Origin of the sequence: Nostoc sp., assembly GCF_036916985.1 — a bacterium.
Classification (GTDB): domain Bacteria; phylum Cyanobacteriota; class Cyanobacteriia; order Cyanobacteriales; family Nostocaceae; genus Nostoc.
This window is the reverse complement of sequence record NZ_JBALFD010000041.1, coordinates 1-23023: the sequence shown is the minus strand read 5'-3', so window position 1 is coordinate 23023 and position 23023 is coordinate 1. Positions and strand designations below refer to the sequence as shown.

21 protein-coding genes are annotated in these 23023 nt (G+C 41.8%); 12 read left to right on the top strand and 9 right to left on the bottom strand.

The annotated features are described in order from the left end of the window. Nucleotides 1-2: 2 nt before the first annotated feature. The gene (locus tag V7L07_RS14590; RefSeq protein WP_335058909.1) at nt 3-806 is read left to right on the top strand and encodes an ABC transporter ATP-binding protein; all 804 of its coding nucleotides are present in this window, start codon (nt 3-5) and stop codon (nt 804-806) included. A gap of 144 nt (nt 807-950) precedes the next feature. On the opposite strand, the gene V7L07_RS14585 is transcribed toward V7L07_RS14590, so the two are convergent. Beyond that, entirely contained in the window at nt 951-1235 is a 285-nt protein-coding gene (locus tag V7L07_RS14585; protein ID WP_335058907.1) for an ArsR/SmtB family transcription factor, read from the bottom strand. A 336-nt stretch (nt 1236-1571) separates the two neighbouring features. Here V7L07_RS14585 and V7L07_RS14580 point away from each other — a divergent pair, with 336 nt between their 5' ends. Both V7L07_RS14580 and V7L07_RS14575 read left to right on the top strand, forming a co-directional pair. Beyond that, entirely contained in the window at nt 1572-2420 is an 849-nt protein-coding gene (locus V7L07_RS14580) for a CmcJ/NvfI family oxidoreductase (protein WP_335058905.1), read from the top strand. A 420-nt stretch (nt 2421-2840) separates the two neighbouring features. Further along, entirely contained in the window at nt 2841-3803 is a 963-nt protein-coding gene (locus V7L07_RS14575; RefSeq protein ID WP_334698950.1) for a TauD/TfdA dioxygenase family protein, read from the top strand. A gap of 154 nt (nt 3804-3957) precedes the next feature. On the opposite strand, the gene V7L07_RS14570 is transcribed toward V7L07_RS14575, so the two are convergent. Beyond that, the gene (locus V7L07_RS14570; RefSeq protein ID WP_335058903.1) at nt 3958-4509 is read right to left on the bottom strand and encodes a DUF2231 domain-containing protein; all 552 of its coding nucleotides are present in this window, start codon (nt 4507-4509) and stop codon (nt 3958-3960) included. 585 nt (nt 4510-5094) lie between these two features. Here V7L07_RS14570 and V7L07_RS14565 point away from each other — a divergent pair. The 4 genes from V7L07_RS14565 to V7L07_RS14550 all read left to right on the top strand — a co-directional run bounded on the left by V7L07_RS14565 (nt 5095) and on the right by V7L07_RS14550 (nt 8234). Next, nucleotides 5095-5661: an HD domain-containing protein gene (locus V7L07_RS14565; RefSeq protein WP_335058901.1), complete on the top strand. Its 567-nt coding sequence runs from the start codon at nt 5095-5097 to the stop codon at nt 5659-5661. A gap of 198 nt (nt 5662-5859) precedes the next feature. Continuing rightward, nucleotides 5860-6384, top strand: coding sequence for a hypothetical protein (locus V7L07_RS14560; protein WP_335058899.1), 525 nt, complete (start codon nt 5860-5862; stop codon nt 6382-6384). Between the two features lie 21 nt (nt 6385-6405). Then, complete coding sequence (locus tag V7L07_RS14555; RefSeq protein WP_335059102.1) at nt 6406-7242, top strand: CheR family methyltransferase; 837 nt, start codon at nt 6406-6408, stop codon at nt 7240-7242. Nucleotides 7243-7454: 212 nt separating this feature from the next. Next, nucleotides 7455-8234, top strand: coding sequence for a hypothetical protein (locus tag V7L07_RS14550; protein ID WP_335058897.1), 780 nt, complete (start codon nt 7455-7457; stop codon nt 8232-8234). 169 nt (nt 8235-8403) lie between these two features. Here V7L07_RS14550 and truB read toward each other — a convergent pair whose 3' ends face one another. Next, nucleotides 8404-9288: a tRNA pseudouridine(55) synthase TruB gene (truB, locus tag V7L07_RS14545; protein ID WP_335058895.1), complete on the bottom strand. Its 885-nt coding sequence runs from the start codon at nt 9286-9288 to the stop codon at nt 8404-8406. A gap of 410 nt (nt 9289-9698) precedes the next feature. On the opposite strand from truB, the gene V7L07_RS14540 reads away from it, so the two are divergent. Then, nucleotides 9699-10214 (top strand): hypothetical protein, encoded by a 516-nt coding sequence (locus V7L07_RS14540; protein ID WP_335058894.1) that lies wholly within the window; start codon nt 9699-9701, stop codon nt 10212-10214. A 29-nt stretch (nt 10215-10243) separates the two neighbouring features. Here V7L07_RS14540 and V7L07_RS14535 read toward each other — a convergent pair whose 3' ends face one another. From V7L07_RS14535 to V7L07_RS14525, 3 genes are all read right to left on the bottom strand, one after another. Further along, nucleotides 10244-11992, bottom strand: coding sequence for an ATP-binding protein (locus V7L07_RS14535; RefSeq protein WP_335058892.1), 1749 nt, complete (start codon nt 11990-11992; stop codon nt 10244-10246). 282 nt (nt 11993-12274) lie between these two features. After that, entirely contained in the window at nt 12275-12748 is a 474-nt protein-coding gene (locus V7L07_RS14530) for a response regulator (RefSeq protein ID WP_335058890.1), read from the bottom strand. Nucleotides 12749-12800: 52 nt separating this feature from the next. After that, complete coding sequence (locus V7L07_RS14525; RefSeq protein ID WP_335058888.1) at nt 12801-15125, bottom strand: ATP-binding protein; 2325 nt, start codon at nt 15123-15125, stop codon at nt 12801-12803. A 219-nt stretch (nt 15126-15344) separates the two neighbouring features. Here V7L07_RS14525 and V7L07_RS14520 point away from each other — a divergent pair, with 219 nt between their 5' ends. Further along, nucleotides 15345-15929: an Npun_F5749 family FMN-dependent PPOX-type flavoprotein gene (locus V7L07_RS14520; RefSeq protein WP_335058886.1), complete on the top strand. Its 585-nt coding sequence runs from the start codon at nt 15345-15347 to the stop codon at nt 15927-15929. A gap of 196 nt (nt 15930-16125) precedes the next feature. On the opposite strand, the gene cysE is transcribed toward V7L07_RS14520, so the two are convergent. The 3 genes from cysE to V7L07_RS14505 form a co-directional block, all read right to left on the bottom strand. Next, nucleotides 16126-16890, bottom strand: coding sequence for a serine O-acetyltransferase (gene cysE / locus V7L07_RS14515; protein ID WP_335058884.1), 765 nt, complete (start codon nt 16888-16890; stop codon nt 16126-16128). Between the two features lie 162 nt (nt 16891-17052). Next, nucleotides 17053-17544, bottom strand: a complete 492-nt coding sequence (locus V7L07_RS14510) for a hypothetical protein (protein WP_335058882.1) — start codon at nt 17542-17544, stop codon at nt 17053-17055. Between the two features lie 302 nt (nt 17545-17846). Further along, nucleotides 17847-19544 (bottom strand): DUF3352 domain-containing protein, encoded by a 1698-nt coding sequence (locus V7L07_RS14505; protein ID WP_335058880.1) that lies wholly within the window; start codon nt 19542-19544, stop codon nt 17847-17849. A 158-nt stretch (nt 19545-19702) separates the two neighbouring features. On the opposite strand from V7L07_RS14505, the gene V7L07_RS14500 reads away from it, so the two are divergent. From V7L07_RS14500 to V7L07_RS14490, 3 genes are all read left to right on the top strand, one after another. Then, the gene (locus tag V7L07_RS14500) at nt 19703-20035 is read left to right on the top strand and encodes a rhodanese-like domain-containing protein (protein ID WP_334696673.1); all 333 of its coding nucleotides are present in this window, start codon (nt 19703-19705) and stop codon (nt 20033-20035) included. 454 nt (nt 20036-20489) lie between these two features. Beyond that, nucleotides 20490-21620, top strand: coding sequence for a heat-inducible transcriptional repressor HrcA (hrcA, locus tag V7L07_RS14495; RefSeq protein WP_335058878.1), 1131 nt, complete (start codon nt 20490-20492; stop codon nt 21618-21620). 229 nt (nt 21621-21849) lie between these two features. Then, nucleotides 21850-22524, top strand: a complete 675-nt coding sequence (locus V7L07_RS14490) for a DUF2834 domain-containing protein (RefSeq protein WP_335058876.1) — start codon at nt 21850-21852, stop codon at nt 22522-22524. Nucleotides 22525-23023: the final 499 nt, after the last annotated feature.

Here is a 23023-nt window from a genome sequence, read left to right as displayed (position 1 = left end):
TCATGGCGAGATTAGAACCGTTAATTACAGCAAACAGTGTTCAAATTATCTATAAGGAAGGTAGGCATCGGTTTACAGCTGTAGAAGATGTTAGCTTTGCTGTGAAACCAAAAGAAAAGTTTGTAATTATTGGCCCATCGGGTTGTGGAAAGAGTAGCCTGCTAAAAGCGATCGCAGGTTTTCAGCCCATCAGCAGCGGCGAATTGTTGATGAGAGGCAAAAAAATCACTTCTCCAGGGCCAGATAGGATGGTTGTTTTTCAAGATTTTGAGCAACTCTTGCCTTGGCAAACTGTACGGCAAAACATCGTTTACGCCCTTAACATTACAGGTAAAGCAGCTAGCAAAGCCGCTAATGAAGAGGCTTTATACTATCTCAATTTAGTTGGAGTCTCAGCAGCCGTAGATAAATATCCTCATCAGCTATCGGGAGGGATGAAACAACGGGTAGCGATCGCCCGTGCTTTGGCTGTGAAACCGCAAATTCTGCTCATGGATGAGCCTTTTGCTGCCCTAGATGCCCTGACACGTACTCAACTCCAATACGAAGTCAACGCTATTTGGCAAAACACAGGCGTTACGATTATTTTAATTACCCATTCCATACAAGAAGCTGTGTACTTGGGACATCAAGTTTTAGTGATGACGCCGGTACCTGGAACTGTGAAAGAAATTGTCGATACAACGCAGATTGACGATATTAACAGCAAAGAGTTTGCCAATATGGCCGCCCATCTGCGTAGTTTACTGGGTGCTGATTCCCGTAGTGATACCAAATCGGCAAAGGAAGTATTGTTTCAGGAGTAATAGACTGGGGACTGGGGACTGGGTATTGGGGATTGGGTATTGGGTATTGAGTGGGGGTGTGGGAGGTGTTGGAGGAGAGGGAAGCAAAATTCTCATCTCCCCACACTCCCTCATCTCCCCAGTCCCTAATCCCCAGTCCCTTCTTCAACTAATAAAACTGTTTAAACTCTCTAAAGTACTATTGAGAACAGCACGATCGATTGAGTAGTATCTTGTTTGCCCTTTTTTATAGTTCTTCGCCAAACCTGCTTCCGTCAAAACTTTCAAGTGGTGACAAGAAAGAGACAAGCTAATATCCAACTGCTCGGCAATTTCTGAACAGCTAATTTCGTCAGTACTCAAGAGTAAATCTACTAATCGCAGGCGTGTTGGATCTGAAAGAGCCGTGAAGATTTTCGCACGGTTTTCGTAATTTATTTTCTCAATCATCCCCATATCATAGCAAGCTCCGGCATTTTACTCAAATACTCAAATAATCATTTGACCATTTTGCAAAAATTCTGTTATGCTGAATACTATAATGGTTAAATAAGTATTTAACTATAGTTATCTAGTACTGAAAATTCCTGACGAGATCGACGTTAACAAATATCAACTGCTAATTTGAGTCCGACTCTGACACAACATAGCTGAGGTATGTTGTAAGTTTGCTGACGCCGTTAGATGTAATTGCGATCAATTGCTGAGTATTGAGCGTTAATTACACTCCAACTCAACTCTAGGGGATTTGAATCTGTCTGAACTTCTTGAACAAGGATGTAAGCAATGAGTAGAGACAATCGTTTTTTCTCTGACCTGAAACAGGTTGAGGCAGAACTGAACTACCTCACCCCAATGGCAGAAAAGCTTGTCAACTATGCCTACGAACCCCCAGCAGGGGTTCCCCGCTCCAACGGAAAGTATGAGACACACAAAGTTCCAATCCGTAATGCACGGGAAATTTCAGATAAAGTATCCTTAGAGCGCCAAGGCTTCGACTTTACCGCACATAAAAGTAAAGTCAGTGATTTCTATGATGAAGATGAGATCCGCAGCGTTTATTATCCTGAAGCCAAGCAATTATTGAAAGAGGTGATAGGTGCAACGGAAGTACTGATATTCGATCACACTCTTCGTAACGCTGAAATTTCGCAGCCAGGCGAGAACGAAATTAGGGAACCAGTCAAGCGCGTGCATAATGACTTTACAGCCAAATCTGGCTATACTCGCGCCCGCAAGGTATTGACAGAGCAGGGAATAGATAACATCGATCAAGCGCTGCAAAAAAGGTTTGCACTGATTAACATTTGGCGACCGATCGCACCAGTCCAAGAGTCACCATTGGCAGTTTGCGACGCTCTGAGTATCGCACCTACAGACTTGGTGGCGGGTGATCTCTTATATCCCAATTACGCTGGCGAAACTTACTCAATCACCTATAACCCATCACATCAATGGTTTTATTTCCCGCAGATGCAGCAAGACGAAGCGCTATTTATTAAGTGCTTTGACTCCGCAGAAGATGGACGGGCTAGGTTTGCCGGTCATACTGGCTTTGATGATCCCACTAGCCCATCGGATGCTCCACCTCGTCAGAGTATTGAGTTAAGGACGGTAGTTTTCTACCCTGAATAGATTCAATGACTAAGAGGCAGGGGAGCAGGGAGCGGGAGGCAGGGGAGAAAGATTCTGGAATTCCCCTGCCATCCGGGTTTCAAGACCCTAAATTTATTTATGGGGTTCTCCCCCTGCTCCCTGCCCCCTTTCCTCTTCGTTGACGCCAACGGTCAATATTTTTACTGCGCTTAAGTCTTTATCCTCGCTGTTACTGCACACAGGATAGACATAAGCGCAATTTTTTGGGCACTTCTGAGCCTCTGGTTGTTCGGACTGTGTAAAGTACAGTAAATACTACGGTAAATCTATCGAGATAGTGTATGATGTTTTCAGTTGCGATCGCTCCCTGTGGAATTTTGCTATCAAGTGCAAGAAAAATTCCACAGGAAACGGACAAATGCGAACACCACTCTACGAATCAAACCCTGGAGAATCTATATGGGCTACAAACATATTGAAGTCAAACAAGTAGCTGGTTTCATCGGTGCTGAAATCGGTAACGTAGACCTTTCCCGTCCTTTGAATGATGATCAAGTCAAAGAAATTCGTAAAGCACTATTAAAGTGGAAAGTCGTATTCTTTCGGGGACAGAACATCGATCATGCTGCCCAAGTTGAATTCACATCTCGTTTCGGCGAAGTGACTTTCGCGCATCCACTCGGAGAGCCTGAACCAGTTCCAGGATTTCCGCAGCTCAAACCTGTAGACCGTAAGCTGTATGAGAAGCAGTATGGTTTTCGCACTGGAGGCCCTTGGCATACAGACGTAACAGCGGCAATCAACCCGCCAGCAGCGTCAATTTTACGCGCGGTTAATGTTCCTAGTTTTGGTGGTGATACCCAGTGGAGTAATTTGGTTGCAGCTTATGAGGGTTTGTCAGCACCTCTACGGGCGCTAGCAGACACATTGAAAGCTGAACATCGCTTCAATGGGGGCGGGTATCAGCCCAGTAACAACAAGTTCTCTGAGCGTATCGCTGTCAATCCACTAGTTTCCATCCACCCAGTAGTCAGGGTTCATCCCGAAACTGGTGAGCGGGCGTTGTTCGTTAACCCTGGTTTCGTCTCCCACATTGTTGACGTGTCACCACAAGAAAGCAAGCTGCTGCTTGAGTTGTTCTTCAACCAAGTTACCAAGCCTGCTTACACCACCCGCTTCCGTTGGAACAATGGTGATATTGCCTTCTGGGACAACCGCGCCACCGTGCATTTAGCTCCTCAAGATTTGGATCATTTGGATGTTGAGCGTTTGTTATATCGCACCACCATTACTGGTGATGTTCCAGTTGGGGTTGATGGTTTCCGCTCAGAAGTGGTTCAAGGTGAAGCGTTCAGTTCCGAAGTACCAACCGTCTTCAAGCAAAAAGCCCAGAATCTAGAAGCACAACCAGTACTTTCCTAAGCTACAAAATACTAAATTGGGCTGCCTACATTTGAAGCAGCCCGGTATTAGGGACTTCCAATAAAAAAATAATCAAGCTTTATTCCAGAACCTTTGTAGAGACGTAGCACTGCTACGTCTCTACATTCTTTTTCACAGATTTTTTCACAGATGTTTATGGATATCTTCTGCTACCTGCACCCACTACACCGATTTTGTGGCGATAAGAGAGTTCAGCACCGAACCAACCAGAAATACTAGTCAGCGTACCGACAACAAGCGAGAGTAACAGTCCCCAAGGTAGTATTCGGGATTCAGCATCACCCAAGCGTATGAGAAAGTTGACGAGTGATAAAACTAGTAAAGAAACATTAAGTATCAAATGTGCCCAGCCGGCGGTGCGCTTGCGGACTCGTTCAATTTTCAAAAAGTCGCTAAGACCGATCGCAGCAGCGAGTAAACCTCCAGCTAATCCGAGTCCGATTAACCATAGCGAAGCCCTAGCCCAGAAGAAATCACCAGTTAACCAATAACCTATGTCACTTCCCAAGGCGGCGGCTAAAAAGGCTATGGGAAAGATCACACTCAGGGGATGTAAGGGATGTCCAGCGATCGCAACTGTGCTAGGTACACCGCTATCACGATACTCACTATCATTACTTTCAATAACTGGTGGAATATTTGGGAAAGGTGTTGAATTTGTTGGCGTTGTTTCTGTAGTTTCCATTATTAGTATCCTAAATTTACTAGATCAGAAGGAATCCAACACTGTTCGGTTAAGGTAAGAGACGCGATGAATCGCCGTCAAGACAAAAAACTGATTATTGTAGAGACGGCGATTTATCGCGTCTTTGTGTTTCATCAAAAAACCTTAACCAAACCGGATTGAGAAAGAATTTATTCAACATCAGCTTCAGGTTGCAAGCTTAGTTTACCTACTTCTTCTATATTTTGTATTTTGTTTTTCTGCCCTTTTATTCAGTACTATCTGAACATTATTAATTTAATAAAATATCATCAGATTTTTATCTATCTAGCGATGTAATACAGATTTAAATTTTGTCTATCTATGAGATCAATTTATTTTAATTGCTAGAAAGTACGTATATAGACAGCCGTAGACATTGCTTTTACAATCATTTTTTCAAAGCCAACATAAACCCAGGTACAAAATCTTCACGGCTTAATATTGCTGTAGCTGGAACAGTTTGTTATAAAATTGACACAAACCCTTTAATTGGTGTAGTTACCCTGAATTCTGGAGGCGGAGCGTCTTTGCCTCTGTTGCTTGATATTTAACTCCTGTTATACAATGCTTTCAGAACGTTTTACCGCAGCCCTCATCTACGCAACTGAACTGCACGCCAACCAAGTTCGTAAAGGTTCAGGTGTACCCTACGTTGCCCATTTATTAGGTGTCGCTAGTATTGCCTTAGAATACGGAGCAAATGAAGATGAAGCGATCGCATCTCTCTTACACGATGCGATCGAAGATCAGGGTGGCGACGCAACACGAGAAGAAATTCGCCGTCGCTTTGGTGACAATGTAACAGCAATTGTAGATGGTTGTACTGATGCTGATACAACTCCCAAACCCCCTTGGCGACAGCGCAAGGAAGCATACATCGCTCATATTTCTACTGCTTCCCCATCAGTTCTACTCGTGTCATCAGCAGATAAACTTTACAACGCCCAATCCATTCTCAAAGATTATCGTGTTTTGGGCGATTCGCTCTGGGAACGTTTTCAGGGGCGGAAAGAAGGGACTCTTTGGTATTATCGGGCGCTTGTGGATGCCTTCAGAAAGACTGGAATCACGCTAATTATTGAGGAATTAGAACGGGTAGTTGCACAAGTTGAACTATTAGCATCTCAATAAAAAAATTTATTTCCCCAGAATTAGATAAAAGATTCGTAATGAACTAGACAAATATCCTTTTTACAGACACGATATAGTCATGTCTCTTACAAACAAATTTTGGAACGAATTTTGGCTTTTAGGTTCTCTCTCTAGATAAAAAATCTTTCTCTCGGTAGATAGGTGTACTGATATTATTATGACTGCTATGTTACCAATATGACAATAGTAAGACAAAATACCTTAAATCGAACCGTAAGTCCTCCAGAAAACTTGACAGAAAAGTATATGGAAGCAGAGCGTATGCATGATGTTCTGCTTTTACTGCAAAACTTGATTAACAGTGAAGAAGCCACTGTAAAGCTAATTCTGGATTGTCTTTATGATGTTGGTTCAGTGAATCTGATCAATCAAAAGCTTCGCTTAAAACCCTTAAACAGGGTGATGAAATTAATTGCTCGAATGTCAAAACCAGTTTTTAAAGTCATAGCTTTTAATTGGTTCAAAAAGAACTGTCCCCAATTGATTACTAATTGGCTACAGAAGCAGGTTGCTTTTGAAAAGCCCCAAAATACACCTGAACAAGTAGCGATCGAAGTTGTGCAACTAGAACCTTATGCTATACCACAGACAGAAAATCTCAGCCAAGAGATTCAAAATCTGCGCTATCAGATTAGATGGCTAGCTGGGATTTCAATCACAGCGATCGCTATTTTAGTAGTAACAGCCATTCGGTTAAACTGAAACCTATGAATTATGAATATAATGCCTCTGCCCAAACCGATCTTGGAGGACATAGAAATACATCTGCTTTTGGAAGGGGTATATCAGTACTATGGTTATGACTTTCGTAATTATGCTCTTTCCTCACTCAAGCGCCGCATTCAGAGCTTCATGCAATTAGAGGGGTTAGCAAATGTTTCTGCATTGCAAGAACGATTACTCCACAACCGTGTTTATTTGGAACGATTTTTGCTTGCTCTGACGGTGAATGTAACATCAATGTTTCGCGATCCCAGCTTTTATAACACCTTCAGAAATCAAGTTATCCCCTTCTTACAAACCTATCCATTTATTCGCATCTGGCACGCTGGATGCTCAACCGGTGAAGAAGTATACTCAATGGCAATTTTACTGCAAGAAGAAGGACTTTACCACCGTTGCCGCATATATGCCACTGATACAAATGAGAAGGTATTACAAAATGCTAAAAGTGGGATTTTCTCGCTGAAACTGATGCAAGAATACACTCACCTTTATCTGAAAGCAGGTGGCAAGAAGTCTTTTTCAGAATATTATACCGCAGCTTATGATAATGCGATTTTTCGAGCATCCCTAAGAGAAAACATTGTTTTTGCCCAGCATAATTTAGCAACTGACAGTTCTTTTAATGAGTTTAATGTCATCCTTTGTCGTAACGTCCTCATCTATTTTAATCAAATACTTCAAAAACGAGTACATGAACTGTTTTATAATAGCCTTTCCACCTTTGGGATCTTGGGGTTAGGAAGACAAGAATCTATCAGATTTACCTCTTATGAGCAGTACTATCAAGAGATAATCAAGGGTGAAAAAATATATAAAAAAATAGCAGGTGCTTGAAGATAATTATCTGGATAGGAAACTGAATTATGAATTACGAATTATCGTAAAATAATTAATCCCCCATGCCCAAAGCACCAAAAAAATATTATGAATAGAATTACGCTACTTGTCAAAAGACAGTCTGTCAAACATTTTTTATTGTGTTCAGAAGATAGATTTAGCGATCGCTTAAGGTAAATTACACATTAAAGTCTTAAAGGAGATTGTCGATGCAGCTTCTCGAATGTCCTCCTGTTGCAGTCATTGCTGGAGAAAATGCGGTTCACGTTTCTCAACTGCCTTCTATATGGCAAGACATCGCTAGAGGAACCACGAGTGTCGGACTTTCCCAACCCCAAAGCTATGTTGAGATGGCACAATTGTTCCTATATAAATTAGAACATGGTGATGTAGACTTATTTAGCGATCGCCCCCAACTAGCTCACTTAATACCGTCATTCTCCCAGCTATTTGCACAACTAGCATGGGAAACCCTAGAATTTTTTGGGCAAGACTTTCTCAAACACAGCTATCCGAACTTTGCAGAAATTCTCCACGATTTGGAGTCAAAAGGGACAGAGTATGCTGATGAAGTAAAAGTAGCTCGCATTGGCATAGATTTGTTCAATGAGTTTGGTTATGAACTACCTGCCAGCTTCTATCATGTGCATTTAGCACCAATTTACCGCGATCATGTTTTTGAAGAACGTGCCTTACGATTTGATCAACGCGATATCGAACACAAACGCGCTTGGGATGCCATACTCCATGCAGGTAAGGTATTTGCGATCCAAATGAAGGTACAAAGTATTGCTTCTAAATACGGTTTTACTTATCAACACGGTTGCGGTTGCAACTCTCACCTATCTTCTATTGATGTATCTCGTGGGGCGTTTGAATATGAATTGAGTCCTGAAAAGCGTCAGCGATGGATTCGCAGTTTCATTTGGACTGCTTGGTATGAGTATGCTTTCTTTGCGATCGTACCAAATACAAGTTATTTGGTTTAGGGACTTCCAAATCAAAAAATATTCAATTAACTCTTGTGGGGTGGGCATCTTGCCCGCCCAGTTGATATGGTTCTCGTGTCGCCTACCCCACAATATTGGATGATTTATTTCTTGGAGTTCCCTTAACAAGAAAGAATTCAGAATTCAATTCTGACTTCTGAATTCTTCTTCAAGAAATTGGTTCAAAAACCATTTGAGGAATTAACACCTCATCTTGTAATTGTCCAACACCTAAAAAGCGAGTCTCTTCTTCATAAACTCGCACTATCCCAGTAATATCAGAATTTAGAGAAACTCGCTGACCTTGACACCATTTTTGAGCAGATGTTGTTGGTAAAGTCACAGACAACAAATGTTGTAAAGCTGCATCAGAGGCAAGAGGTTGGAATGTCCCGCCTTGCAGTTTAGTTTCTAAGTCAGTCAAAGTGAGACTATCTATTAAATCGAAACCACTACTTTGGGTGCGAATCAAAGCTGCAAGAGTGCCACCAGTTTTTAAGATTGCACCTAAGTCACGAGCGATCGCTCTAATATATGTACCAGATCCACAGGCGATCGCCACATCCAATTCGGGAAAATCTCCTTCTCTCCAATCCAAAATTTCTATGTGAAAAATTTCCACAGTCCGCACTGGAACTTCCACTATTTCACCTTTACGTGCTAAATCGTAGAGACGTTTACCATCCACTTGAATTGCACTGTAATTCGGTGGTATTTGCTCAATCTTGCCTTCAAATTGCGCTAGTACAGTTTTTACCTCTGCCAAACTTAATTCAGGACAAGCTTGAGAACTAATGATTTCACCTTCTAAATCATCGGTTGTAGTCCGCACACCCAGGCGAATCGTAGCCTTGTAAGCTTTGTTTTCTGGGAGATATTGCAATAGTCGTGTGGCTTTACCAAGTGCAATCGGTAAAACCCCTGTCGCTGCTGGATCTAAGGTTCCCGCATGTCCTACACGCTTGAGGCGCAATAATTTTCGCACCCGCGCCACGCAGTCGTGGGAAGTCCAGCCAAATGGTTTGTTTAAGTTGAGAAAACCTTGAAATAACACAAAATCAATACTTACAGCTTCTAAACTCTATTAAATACTCATTTAATGCTCAAAGCATTAATATTTAGTAATCAAGGCTTATTTCGGCATTATTTTATACGAATTTACCAGCATTAAGACATTCCCTAAGCAGAGACGCGATGAATCGCCGTCTTTACAATAATCAGTCTTTTGTAGAGACGGCGATTTATCGGATCTTCGCGATCTATAATTTTCATCAAAAAACCTTAACCGAACCGTATTGAGATAACGCCGAGTATTTTCCGCAAATATCACGATGTCAATTATAAATTCCAAGATATAAAACTGTAATAATCAACAAATATCACAGAAAACTTAATGAAAATTTTAATTGTAAATCAAATAATTTACCCATAGCGCTTTTAACAAAACAACATCGATAGATTTTTATGAACATAAATGAAATGAAAAAACCAATCTTTACGACTACATTGTTTTTTTGTTCTATGTTGATTATGAGTTGTAGTAACTCTGCCAATAGTGCTTCTCAAGAGAATAAAGTTAATCAAGTAAACACTGCAACAGCTATCCAAATTAATTCTGAATCTATTTCTGTAAATGAAGTAAAACTAGATAACAGCAAAAATAGCAAAAAGCCGATTAATTCAGCATTTCTTAAAGATAATCAATCCAAAGAGGTTAAAAACGATAATCCAATTTTTGGTACTATCAAAGACATGCAAAATGGTGACTTAAAATGCTACGTTACTGTTGTCGATAAAAACGGTAAACTATATGAAGGTGTAGGTGCAGTCTTTGAAGTTTGCGAACCAGATAAATACGTCAATAAAAAAGTAAAAATGTCTTATTCTCTAGAGAACGTCAGTGATTGCCAAAGTTCTGAGCCTTGTGGGAAAACAATCGAAGAATGGTTGATTAGCAAGATAGAAATTCAAGATGAATAATTACAAGATAAATTTTAAAATTACACATATCAAGTAGATAATGGGGATAGTTGAGGAATTGGGCATATCTTCGGTAAGCTAACTGTAACTTGAGTTCCTTTCCCGACTTCACTCCACAAGGCAATATTTCCACCGTGCAACTCGACACAACCTTTAGCGATCGCAAGTCCTAAACCTGTACCAGGAATTGTGTCGACATTACTTCCACGACTGAAAGGTTGAAACAAATTCTCTTGATCTGTCACTGGGATACCAATTCCCCGATCTTTGATGTAAAAGATTACTTCTGATTGTTTGCCAATCAGATGAAATTCTACAGTACCTCCATTTGGAGAGTACTTAATTGCATTGGACATTAAGTTAATAAAAATTTGCTGCAAAAGTCCGCGATCGCCCCAAAATTCCTGATGATTACCAGTAATTTGAAAAATTAATTCGTGGCGATCGCCTGCTGTTTCTCGCTCTTGTTCAATCAGATCAGAAAAAAATTGTAGTAAATCTAATGGGATTGGTTTAAACTTGGGTTTTTCCAGTTCAAATTGGTTAACCAGAAGCATATTATCCACGAGTTTGGACATATACCTGGCTTTCTGTTCAATGATTCCCAAGAACCGCTCTTGTTTAGACTCATCTAGCTGCTGGCTATGTTTTACCAAAGTTGATGCAGCAGCCAGAATTGAAGTTAGGGGCGTTCGATACTCATGGGAAACCGTTGCAATGATTTGGGATTTAAATACATTGAGTTGCTTTTCTTTGGCAAGGGCCGCTTGAGTTTGGGCTAACAATTCCGCCTGTTGAATAGCGATCGCTAATTGTACCGAAACTTCATTGAGCATTTCTGCATCATCAGTTTGCCACTGGCGTTCCCCAGAATTATGGTGAGCAATCAATAAGCCCCAAAGCTTAGGGGTTGGGTTCCCATTGTTACTCAGATTAATGGGAACCACCAGATTTGCCTTAGTATTAAATTGCTCTTTTAGGTTGACACAATTACACAAGCCAAGCTCATAAATGTAAGGGATTGGGGATTGGGTATTGGGTATTGGGGATTGGGAAAACTCTTCCCTAGTTATCAATACTCTGTCTCCTTGTCTCTTCGTCCCCTTGTCTTCAGTCCCCAGTCCCCAGTCCCTAGTCCCTATTCCCCAATCCCCAACGCGATCGCACAATGCTACAGTGCGGTATGACTCAACTGATGAGGCGACTATTTTACCATCTGTATCGGGGGCGAACTGATACACCATGACGCGATCGCACTTCAGAAGTTCTTGTACCTCGGCTACAGCTGTATTCAAAATTTGCTCTAAGTTAAGAGACTGACGAATTCGTAAAGCAGTAGTCGCAATTAGGCGCTGTCTCTCCTGAGTTTTCTGGAGTTGGGCTTGCAAGCACGATTGCTTGATGGCATTGCGGACTGCTAGTTGCAGCACATCCTGTGTCAGGTGTTGCTTGACTAAATAATCCAAAGCACCCCGTTTCATCACTTGTACAGCAACCTCTTCATCGCCGCGCCCTGTCAACATAATTACGGGGACAGAAGTCTTAAATAGGGTTTGCTGCATCTGATCGAAAAGTTCTAACCCGCTCATATCAGGTAGGCAAAAATCCAGCAGAATCACATCGCAGCGTACTTTTCGGCACAAAGCAAGTCCTTCCTCTGCACAGTCTGCCTCTAAAATCTGATACGAATGGTGCGGATCTTTCAAAAGATACCGACGATAGATTTTTCGATCTGCTGCACAATCATCAATGATGAGTAGCGTCCGTATGTCCAACATAAGGTTATGAGGATCAGGGAGCTATGTAGATCCCTTTTATCCAGCTTGTGTTTTTATTGCATAATTCTAAAAATAATATAAAATAAATATAAATAAAATCTAAATTCTTTAGGAATTCTAAAGCAATTAAACAAGGCAGGAAAAACAGGAAGATGGGGAAAACGCATCTACCAGAGACAAGCAGACACAGTGACTCAAAGAGGAAAATGTCGCTGTGCCCTCTGAGCCGTCTCTTTAGTTATCCTTTAGTTCCTACTGTTTCATCGGCAGAAAATAAACAAATTAATCCAACACTGGCGGCGTATTGGCTTCAAGCCAGTAATCCACAAATGCCTGAATTGTCTTTTTTAGTTCCTGAGTATCCATCGGCTTTACCAGATATCCATTTGCGCCCTTTTGGTAGCACAATTCAATATCCTTGGGGTTAGATGATGTGGTAAAAACAACGATGGGGATTCCCTTGAAACTCTTGTCTTGCTTAAGCCGATCTAAAATGTCACGCCCATCAATACCTGGCAAATTGAGATCGAGCAAGATCACAGAGGGTCGTAATGGTACTTTAGGGTTGGGTGGACTTTCACCTTTAGCGTAGGTATCCTTCCCCAGTTGATAGAGGAACTCTAAAACCTCATCCCCATTAGTACAACGGTGTATGGGGTTCTGGACGGACATACGCTGCATCAGACGTTGCAGCATCCGAAAATCTTCATTGCTGTCCTCAACAACGAGCAGCGGTTCATGAAGTTTTTTTGTCATTCGTGGTCTTAAAAGAGCTTAACAAAAATACATATTTAGTCATTATCTTAAACTATTCCAGCGTAAAGTAGAATATTGAGCCAACGCCAACGCTAGATTCAACCCAAATTTTACCGTTATGAAGCTCAACAATCTTCTTAACAATAGCTAGCCCAGCACCGGCTCCTCCACCGTATTTTTCCTGGGAATGGAGCCGCTTAAATAATCTAAAGATAGTTTCGAGATGATGCTGTGGAATTCCAATGCCATTATCGCGGATATAAAAAGTGATTGGGGATTGGGGATTGGGGATTGAGGATTGGGGATTGGGGATTGGGTTAAGAAAACTCTTCCCTAGTCGCCAGTCCCCAGTCGCTAGTCCCTCATCTAAGTAGCCAATCTCAACCCATTGGTCTGCTTTATCGTTGTATTTGAAAGCATTACCAAGGAGATTACTAAAGACTTCATTAACGAGAACTCGATCGCATAAAATAGTTGGTAAAGGGCGAGGAATGCGAATATCCACAAGCCCAGAATCTTGACGACTAGCGCGAAAGACTTCAATCACTTGGTTGAGTAATTCGTTGAGGTTAGTTGCTTGCAAGCGTAGTTGCGCTTGTCCTAACTGCGATAACCGCAGTAGAGCATTAATCAGAGTTTCCATGCGTACAGACAAGGATATTACTGTTTGCAAGCACTCGATTCCGTCATCATCTAATACTTGACTATAGTCTTCTAGCAACACCGTCGAGAAGTTATAAATGCCCCGCAAAGGTTCTTTCAGATCGTGGGAAGCGGCGTAGGCAAAGGATGCTAGTTCTTGGTTGCTGCGCTCTAACTCCAGGTTGATTTTAGCTAATTCATCCGCCTTCGAGAGTACAATACCAACGATCGCATTTCTCAGAGCGATCGCACTGTCAAGTTCACAAGCTTTCCAAGGTAGAGAAGTTAATTTAACCGTTTCTTGCCATTGTTCAAAGGATTTTCGTGGAGATAGGCTAAGGCTACCATCTACTTGAGCTTGAATAGATTCCTGTGGATTTCCTGCCCAGTATACCGTTTGGATAACTTCGGGGCGAAACCAAAGAATATAATAGCGCCGGACTTTAGAAATCCGCAGTAGCAACAGCCCACTGGCAGTATCTTTAAATTTCAGCGCCTCTGGGTAAAGCTTGGGTAGAGAATCAGTAGAAAACAGGTTGTCACTAACTTGGGTATCCGCCCATTCAATTAACGTCCGAACTTCATCAATATTCGGTGTTGCTTCCACAAGGGTAATTTCATTATCCAGACAAACTGCTGCTCCTGAAGCACTAACAAGATCGAGCAAGCGGATTTCAGGTTTAATTAGAGCATCGATAAAATTGTCTGCTTGGGAAATAGACTCAAGGAACTCAGACTGTAGCGATTTGAGTTTTACCTTATAATCCCATTCCGAATGACTAATTTTGTGTGTTAATTCTGAAGACGCAATCTGTCCCAAAAATTCGCACATCTTGCGGATTTCGTAAGAAATATACTTTGGTGTTTGATGGTGGCAAGATATTAATCCCCAAAGCTTCTGCTCTTGAATCAGTGAAATCACCAAAAGAGCCTTCACACCCATATTTTGATGATATTCTGCACAACACCAATCAAAACTTCGTAGCACAGAGTAGCTTAAGTCTAGATGCTGATGTGTTGTCGGATTTTCTGTTGGAACTAATTTAATCGGTTCGGCAGTCAAATCGGGGAGAAATCGGAGAAAGCAGCGCGTGTATAACTCCCTAGCTTGCGCCGGAATATCTGTAGCGGGATAGTGGAGTCCTAAATACGGTGATAAATCTTCCCGTTTGATTTCTGCAACCACAGAACCCGCTTCCGACTCGTCAAACTGATAGACCATCACCCGATCAAAACCGATGATTTTTTGGACTTCTTCAGCCACTAAATGCAAAAATTCTACCAGATTAGATGTGCTTTGCATTTTAGCTATCGCTTCACCTGCCAAACTATAAAAGCCCAAGAAACTCAACTCAGATTCGGAATTGGTCGGTTCTAACTCCAGAATCACAGCTTCTTCTAGACGATGAACAATAGCGTCAAAGTATTTTTCGCCATTCAAGGTATTTATTAATACTTTAAAAGCATTAGAATTGCCAATTTTTTTCCCCAAGCACTGCTTGACAATTTCCACTTGCAAAGGGTCAAGTAAATAGCTCAAAGGTTGACCAAGCAAATTTTCTGGCTCTTTGCCCAAATATGCTTGGGTATTGTTGCTAACTTGCAATATCTCTAGCTGAGTACTGAGTGCCAGTAGTACGCCATGAGGTTGAATAGAGCCAGGTATCTGAATAGGTTTGCGATCGTGGTTAGTCAGGGCTGTTGCTTGGGCTGTAGTATATTCAGGCTGGCTCATAACTGAACTTATGTAAAGCTGACTTTTACAATAGCGCAATTAAATGTGACATTTCTTTAAAGTATATGCCCAGAAGGATGAATGCGATCGCATATCAATCTTGCTAGTTATGGTTTTTAAGTACTATGACTGACAAAAACTCCCTAAAATAAGGCAACAGACGCAAACCTGGAAACCCAGATTTAATCTGACTTTCTTAATTACCAATTACAAATTAGTATGTCTCTTGCTCCTTGGCGAAGCGCGATCGCTCATGCACTCCATCGCAACCGCAGCCTTGTTTATGCCCGTTACCTCCAACTAGCAACGGTACAGGCAAATGGTCGCCCTGCTAATCGTACCCTAGTCTTTCGCGGCTTTCTGGAAGATACAAACCAGCTAAAATTTATCACTGATGTCCGTAGCGCTAAAACTGACCAGATACATCAACAACCTTGGGCAGAAGTATGTTGGTACTTCCCCAATACACGAGAACAATTCCGCATCACTGGTTGTTTGACCCTAGTAAGTGGTGATGATTGCGATCGGGATTTACAGCCAGCGCGGATTGCAATGTGGCAAGAATTGAGTGATGCGGCGCGTTTACAGTTTGCTTGGCCTCATCCTGGTAAACCTAGAGTCGAAACCCCAGAAGCTTTTGCACCGCAAGCGCCCGAACCTATACAGCCAGTACCTAATTTTTGTCTCCTGCTACTCGAACCGGTAGAGGTAGACCACTTAGAATTACGCGGCGAACCACAAAATCGATGGCTTTACCGCCGTGACGACCAGCAAGATTGGTCTAGTCAAACGATTAATCCTTAGAATATTCTCAATACAGTTCAGATAAGCCAAAAACAATTGTAGAGACGGCGATTTATCGCGTCTGTCTCGAAAACCCAAAATTGTTACCAGTAGCCCTTAACCCAAGCGTATTGAATTAAGAGTAGGAGTTTGAAGGTGCAAACCTGACATTTATGATTTTTATTCCTCACTCCTCACTCTTAAACTTCTCACTTTTTTAAATGCCAGCACCATCTAGAAATTGCTGGATGGTCTTATCCTTGAGATTGCACCAGCGAGTATCGTGGGTTAACTCATCTTCTTGAGTGACTAAACAACCCACTAAAACAGGAGTTTTTTCAGAAGACTGTGTGCGCTGAAGAGTTTGTATTTGTTCTTCCAGCGCCTCAATCCGGTCTACTAAAGCACGAATTACTTCAGCTTCGGAATCTGGTAAGTTATTGTGTTCCAGAGGTGCAACCCGAACTCCAGAACGATATATAATTCGCCCAGGCACGCCCACTACGGTGCAGTCTGAGGGTACATCCCTGAGAACAACAGATCCAGCACCAATACGGACGTTATTGCCAATTTGGATATTGCCCAGTACCTTCGCTCCAGCTCCAACTACAACATTTTCGCCCACAGTGGGATGGCGCTTGCCACATTCTTTACCAGTTCCCCCCAGGGTGACACCTTGGTAAATTAGGGCATAGTCTCCGACAATCGCAGTTTCACCAATCACTACACCCATACCGTGGTCAATAAACACACTTTGCCCAATTGCTGCACCAGGGTGGATTTCAATTCCAGTCAAAAACCGAGCCAGGTGAGAAATCAAGCGCGGAATCAAGGGAAGACCAATAGTATACAGCCAGTGAGCCAGCCTATGGAATAGTAGGGCTTGCAAACCAGGGTAACAAAATAAAACTTCCAACCAGTTACGAGCAGCTGGGTCACGTTCAAATATGATACGAAAGTCAGCACGCAGTATAGATAGCACGAGATAGCACCCTCGGAAAGCACAACAAGCTACTATCCATATTATCCTCTCAGGTGTTACACGTAAAAATTGGGAATTGGGCATTGGGCATTGAAAAGAGTCAGAGGGGCGGGGTGCGGAGGGGAAAACTCTTCTCCCTTGCTCCCTGCTTCCCACTCACCATTACTGCTGCTCTACTTTCAGAGTGTAATCGCGCTTGACTCCAGGATTGAATGTACCTACCCAAATCCGATAAGTGCCACTTTTCCAGCTGCGATCGCTAACGCTAGCATCTTTACTCTTGCCAGTATCATCGCCGCAACGAATTGTTGCTTGATCTGGGCCTTGAATCAGTAAAGTAGTGTCTGTGTTGTTGCTATCCACTTGGATTGTCAGCTGAGAAAAGTCCTTTTCCAAAACCATAATGTGATCTGGATTGGGATCGGCAAAGCCAATACAGGCTTTTTGATCGCGATCGCGATTACTTATAGCAGACAATGAGTAAGAACCACCTGTAAACCCCTGCACTGTTCCTTGTGCTGGATTAAAATTTGCTGATAAGTTGAAAGTACCAAAGTTTGCTGTCTCTGCTATTGCAGGGGTAGCTGTGATGGCGGTAAGTATAGCTACCAACCATCCACCGCGAAACTGAAGTCGGGGGCGACAGTATTTCATAGTAGCCCTCCAACAGGCTTTTAAAGTAGTAATGATATATACATATTCTAATGAAGAAATTCCAGTGAAATTTCAGTTGGATGTGCCACATTCAAATGTGCCACAGTTAATAACTTTGAAAGCAGGTAGATAATTGCTAGGTTGTATATTGATTTGAACAGCAGTTACACTTCTCCAAGTATTTTCTTTTTCCAAGAAAACCCTCTACGGACGATTTTAGTAATTGTTTGGTCTATTAAGGACAAGAAAATGCAGAAGGTAAAAATGATTTTACCTTCTGCATTTTAAACTTCGTGAAAATCTCACGAATTATTGAGTTTGAAGAAAACGCCACCTTTGAGCGATCGCGTGTCAGTTCCATAACTACTAACTGTGAGCGATCGCAGATTATTAAAAAACGGTTTACCTAAGACTTCCGCTAGTTTGAGAATCGGTACTTGACGCTCTAATAAATTCTGGCTCTTTGTCCAGTCAAGATATATATAGCCTTGGTTTGGTAAGGGAATCGCAGCGATACTATCTTTGAAGTTGAGATTATCAATTATGGAATTATTCTTGATTGTGAGAATTTTATCCATCGTCTCTAAGTCAGAGGTAAAAATTTCGTAATTTCCTAAGTTTGTATGCAGTCCCCGCACTTTTGTTTCAATGCTAAAAGATTCTCCTTCTTTAACATCACTTTTTTTAGTAGCCGTAGTTAACTCTGTCCAAGCAGAGATTTTTTGCTGATCTATAGTTAACGGACTGATACTGAGTCCGTTGGATGAGGCGATCGCATCTAAACGAGTAACGCCTTTTTCCACACTCTCTGATTTTTCCACCACAAAAATCCAATGTGGGGTTGTTTGCTCTTTCTCAGGTAACAATGCTATAGCATATTCTCCTTGTACCCAACTGAAAATATCCTCTGGTAAGTTTATACCCCAGCGTTTTTGAACATCCGCCAAAGGTTTTGCTAACCGAGAAACCACATCTTCCCCAGAACCATATATAGTTGCTGTTGCTTGTCTCCAGAGTTTAGTTAAATCACTGTCACCCAAATTACTCAAATTTGAGCCGGAAATCGCCAAACCTGCGGACGCTGGAATATATTGCAATGCTCCTACAGGTTTAGATAATGGTGCAGATGGTGGGACAATTTCTGATGAGGTTAAAAAAGTGGTTTCCGCCAGCAACCCTTTAGGATTCAACGCCAAGGATATGATCTGGCTATTATAAAGTTGTTCTGATAACTCTAACCCTTGCCATTTTGCCACGATGGGAAGATTTAAGAAAGCTACAGCCAAACCCCCTTTGGGCAGTTCTTTGGTAGCTTTTTGGTATTCAGGAGAGCTAGTCAAATTCAGATCGGGCGCTTGGACGTTATTTATAGCATCTCGCAACACTTTCGGATCGTTGGCAAATAACACAAAACCTTGGCCAACAACAGCACCAGCTAGATAATTTTGGATTTTGGATTTTGGATTTTGGATTTTGGATTTTGTGATTTCTTCTTGATTGTCAGAAATCAGCTTTACACCTTTGTATTGTTCAACAGTTAGGTTTGCTCCAGCTAACGCCCGTTTAGAAAAAAACAATTCGACAAATTCGCGGCTTTTCTCTGGTTGCTTGGTTGCTAGTGCTAATAGATACCCTGGCTGCTGTCCGTTTTCTAAGTCCCGATCAATATCTAAAGTGGTGATCGCTAATGTAATTTCGTTCCCTAACCAGGGTTGAATGTCTTCTTTGTAATCTATGCCACTCTTGGCGAATAAACTGATTTTGAGTTTAGATAGTTCCTCTTCACGATCCAACGCCTGCAAACGATCGGGATTTGCCAGTAATGAAACCATTGCAGGGGAAAGTTTTGACACGAATATGGCTGCACCAGGCTGGGAGGTGGAAGCAATGAGGTTAGCCGGACTTTTGGCGAAAAACCAGTAAAAGCTGGCGATCGCAATTACTAGCAGTGCGATCGCCCCAGCGACGATAAAACCAATAACTGAACGTTGCCTATTCACATTCAACCTATTAAAAAAGACGGTTTACAGCCATTTAAGCAGAAAGACTAGCAGAATCAATCAACCCTCCTGAGAATGGATACTCATGCAAAGGTAGAGATTTTCTGTCAACATAAATAGGATTAGGACTGTTTATAGGGAATTCTTTTAGTCAACCCATGAACCAAATTAGTGTAGAAGAACTGGCACAACGTCTTTCTTCTAATGATACAAGTATTCAGCTAGTAGATGTGCGTGAACCCCAAGAATTGGCGATCGCTAGCATTGAGGGCTTTGTCAACCTACCTTTAAGTCAATTTGCCGAATGGGGAGATCAAGTACCTACCCTCTTCAATCCCCAAGCTGAAACCCTTGTACTATGCCACCACGGCATCCGCTCTGCCCAGATGTGTCAGTGGTTAATTGCTCAAGGTTTTACAAATGTGCAAAATATTTCGGGTGGTATTGATGCCTATTCCCTATTAGTAGATCCTTCAATTCCCCAATATTAGCTTTTGCTCAGGTGGAACTCACTCTTCCATCTGGCTTTTGCTATGCTGAAAACAGCAGTACATTACTTTAGACACCTGCTAGAAAACTTAGAATTGGGATATCAAGCACATCTGCACAAAAATTTTCTGGGTCAAATCACAGTTGAATATTAGACTCTGCCAAAAAATACGTATCTAATAATACTTTTGCAATTGTAATTTTGTGCAAAAATACGGTTATAAATGAGTATGGTGAGGGTAAATTATAACTAGCAGCTTTTACTAAAAAAATTGAGCTACTATTTAAACCTTACTCTTAGAAAATGCCGTATCTGTATGAACCTTAAAAATACTTATCATAATATAGTTGTATAATCTAATATCTTAATAAATTATTAATATTCTCTGTTTTCGATTAAATCCACAAATCTGTTCAAAGTTTGATTAAAATTTGCCTTCAGCAAAACATACCACAATGGAAGTCCAGTTAACAAATCGACAACAGCATATACTTTGGGCAACGGTACGTCACTATATTGCTACGGCAGAGCCAGTTGGTTCAAAGGCTTTGGTCGAGGAGTACGACCTGGGTGTAAGCTCGGCGACAATTCGCAATGTGATGGGCGTTTTAGAAAAGTCTGGATTACTCTATCAACCACACGCTTCTGCTGGACGTGTACCTTCAGATTCAGGCTATCGCATTTATGTTGACCAGCTAATTACACCTTCTCTGCGATCGCGCAGCGTGTCCCAGACAGACGCTATGCGGACAGAAACTTTAGGGCGAGAAGTAGAGGTGGCACTGCAAAAACAGCTACAGTGGCAAGATCGGAGTTTAGAAACCCTACTACAAGGAGCCGCGCAAATTTTAGCAACCTTGAGTGGTTGCATTAGCTTGATCACTATGCCGCAAACAACTACAGCACTATTGCGACATCTGCAATTAGTGCAAATTGAAGCCGGGCGGATCATGCTAATTGTGGTGACAGATGGTTACGAGACACATTCTAAATTGATGGATTTGTCACCAACACCAGAAGAGACACAAAGGGATTCAGAGGTAATCGATCGCGAATTGCAGATTGTTTCTAACTTTTTGAATAGTCATTTGCGGGGGCGAAGTCTGTTGGAATTACCCTACCTCAACTGGAGCGAACTAGATCAGGAGTTCCAACGCTACGGAGAATTCTTGAAAAATTCAGTTGCCGAATTGACTCGTCGAACTCTTGCACCCACTGCAACCCAAATTATGGTTCGGGGTGTGTCAGAAGTTTTGCGACAGCCAGAATTTGCTCAGTTACAGCAGGTACAAACGATTATCCATCTGTTGGAAGAAGAACAAGACCAACTGTGGCGATTAATATTTGAGGAAGCAGAACCAGAGGAAGGTAGTAAACCAAAGGTAACAGTTCGTATTGGCGCAGAAAACCCATTAGAACCGATACGCACCTGCACCTTAATTTCTTCCAACTATCGCCGGGGTTCGATACCCGTAGGAAGTGTGGGAGTTTTGGGACCAACACGCCTAGATTATGAAAGTGCGATCGCAGTAGTAGCATCTGCTGCTGATTATCTCTCAGAAGCTTTTAGTTATTTCAATCCTTGAATGCTAAGTAGTCATGCACAATTAAAAATAACTTGTCATTGCAAGTGTAGCGTAGCGAAACGTAGCAATCGCAAGAGTTTGGGATTGCTACGTTTCATTCACAATGTCATAAATACTTTTGATATTTAGGGACAAGCCGCGAAGGGTCTAGGCAATCACCAATATAATAGCAAGCAGATAGCCTAATTTTTAGTTGCAAAATCAATAATTAATACTACCTAAATCTTTCATGGTGAGAAAAATTGCCTTTGGCTTGCTGTGGCTGGGATTCGTTATCTATGGTTTTTTCCTAGCGCCTCCCGATCAACCCGATACATTTGAGTTAATTAAAAACCTTTCTCTTGGCCACTGGCAAGGCATTAACCCGTTAGTCATAGCACTATTCAACCTCATGGGCATCTGGCCTCTTATTTACAGTGCAGTAGTTTTTATTGATGGTAGAGGACAAAAAATACCTGCTTGGCTGTTTGCTACTGCTTCTTTTGCAGTTGGTGCTTTTGCCTTGTTGCCTTACTTAGCCCTACGAGAACCAAATAATCAATTTCTCGGTAAAAAGAATACCTTAATTAAGGTGCTAGATTCTCGTGTAACTGGTTTTGTATTAACGGTAGCCACAGTTATTCTAGTTGCCTACGGTTTAAGAGGAGGAGATTGGGGGAGTTTTGTGCAAGAGTGGCAAACTAACCGCTTTATCCATGTGATGAGCATAGACTTCTGTCTACTTTCCCTATTATTTCCTGTATTACTAAGGGATGATATGGCGTGTCGCGGCTGGAAAAATCCGCAGTTTTTCTGGTTAATAACCTTGATACCACTATTCGGCCCATTGATTTATTTATCTGTGCGTCCACCTTTGCCAGAAGTGGGTATAGAGTCCATATCCAAGCAGCCAGCAACGAATTGAACTAGGGATTGGGGATTGGGGATTAGGGATTGGGGATTAGGGACTGGGGATTAGGGATTAGGGATTAGGGATTGGGGATTAGGGACTGGGGATTAGGGACTGGGGATTAGGGACTGGGGATTAGGGACTGGGGATTAGGGAGATTTAGATGGAGATTCAGACCCCTAACCAAATTTTACTCATAAATTTTAATTCTACTTTTCTTGCCCAGTCCCCAGTCCCCAATCCCCAATCCCCAGTCCCCATTTTTCAGAATCCAAAATCCAAAATCTAAAATTCTCTGTGGGTGCGTAAATCCCAAGAGAAAGTTTTTTGTGAAAGTACTTTACAAAACGCAATAAATTATTTAAGATGTGTAACAGGTAGTCAAACCTACCTAAATTCATCTGCAAATAATCGCATTTATAAAACAATGACAACAACCTTACAACGTCGCGAAAGCGCCAACGTATGGGATCGATTCTGCGAATGGATCACCAGCACCAACAACCGGATTTAC